This is a genomic window from Saccharopolyspora sp. NPDC000995 (genome assembly GCF_053599315.1).
Genome location: NZ_JBSFLZ010000330.1, coordinates 1 through 1438, shown reverse-complemented (window position 1 = coordinate 1438; position 1438 = coordinate 1). Strand labels below are relative to the sequence as shown.

1 pseudogene is annotated in these 1438 nt (G+C 65.0%); it reads right to left on the bottom strand.

Annotated features, from left to right (window positions below):
• Positions 1-481 precede the first annotated feature (481 nt).
• Positions 482-1246: pseudogene (gene istA, locus ACWDKQ_RS36140) on the bottom strand (IS21 family transposase); the annotation flags it as partial.
• Positions 1247-1438: the final 192 nt, after the last annotated feature.

Here is a 1438-nt window from a genome sequence, read left to right as displayed (position 1 = left end):
CTCCGCAACGGTGGGGCCGCCAGCAAAAACCAACGTTGCTGACCAGACATCGCCCCTCACCGCTTCTCGTCATGCGCGCATGCGGTGTAGCGCACGCGAAACCGGAGTGACGATGCCAGCCAACACGGCATTCCGCCACGAAAGACCGACAAATAAGCCCCTTTAGTCCGGACAATAGAAGAAAAAGGGCACCGCGGACGGATCCGAGGCTCAGAGCCGACCGCCGGGGCCCGCGAGTCGTTTCCGGGTAAAATGTGATCACGCCAGGATTGCCGCAGTAGCCGGTTTCCCGGTGATGCCGGAGACCGCTCGTCGGCAGCAGCAGCCGCAACTCTTTCATGGACCCGGTGGACGCCTACCGCGAGTTCGCCAACAGCCACGGAAGGGTGCCGCTGATCATCACGGCCAACAAATCCGGCGGCGAAGAGGCGGGGTGCGTGGTGGCGACCCCGTAACGCTTCAGAAATCCTTCAGTGTTGCTGACCTGGGCGTTGTCCGTGGCCGGTCCGGTGAAGCTGCGGCCGGGCAGAAACGAGGTCTCCAGATAGCCGTTGGCGCGCTCCACCAGGCCCTTGGCTTCCGGATCACCAGGGCGGCACTGGATCACCGCGATCCCCAGCGTTCCGCGGAAGGCGTTCATCGCCTCGGTCAGCACCGGCCGCCCGGCCTTGCGGAACCCGACTGCGGACTCGTTGTCCCATACCAGCGTCCTGGGCACCCGGCCCCAGCCCGACAGCAGCGCCCAATGCCCGGCCAAAAGATCCGGGCCCTGCCGGGACGGGATCATCCTCGCGGTGATCACCCGCGAATAGCCCGACACTATGACCAGCACCGGCGGGCGCCCCACCTGCCCGAACCCCAGCGGAATGTCCACCGGCGGGAACCACAGATCGCATTGCGCCAGCTCACCGGGCTGATACACCGTCCGCGACACCGGATCCGGCGGCAGAAACAACGGCCGCAACTCCCGCACCCGGTCCTTGAGCACCGTCATGCCCCGCTGCCAGCCGATCCGCTCGGCGATCACCTGCACCGGCATCGTCGGCCACTGCGCCAACAACGCCCGAATCTCCGGCTCCACCGCATCCACGACCGAGCCCTTGGCCGCCCGCTGATACCGCGGCGGCCCCTCAGCCGCCAACGCCCGGCGCACCGTGTTCCGGCCAATCCCCAGCCTGCGAGCGATCACCCTGATCGGCATGTCCTCACACCGATGCAGCCGACGAATCTCTGCCCAGTCCTCCACACACTGATCACTCCCTACTTGTCAGGGAGTGGGTCCATTTTCGCCCGTCCACACAGGGTCAGAATTCACCCGTCAGCGACACCTTCCGCAGCCGTCGTCCGGTAGTTGTCAAGTCAAACTGAGACGGGTTGTGTTTAGTTGACTGGTTGTTGATCTTCGATGGGTTGGTTGATCCAGGCGGCTTTGGGTAGT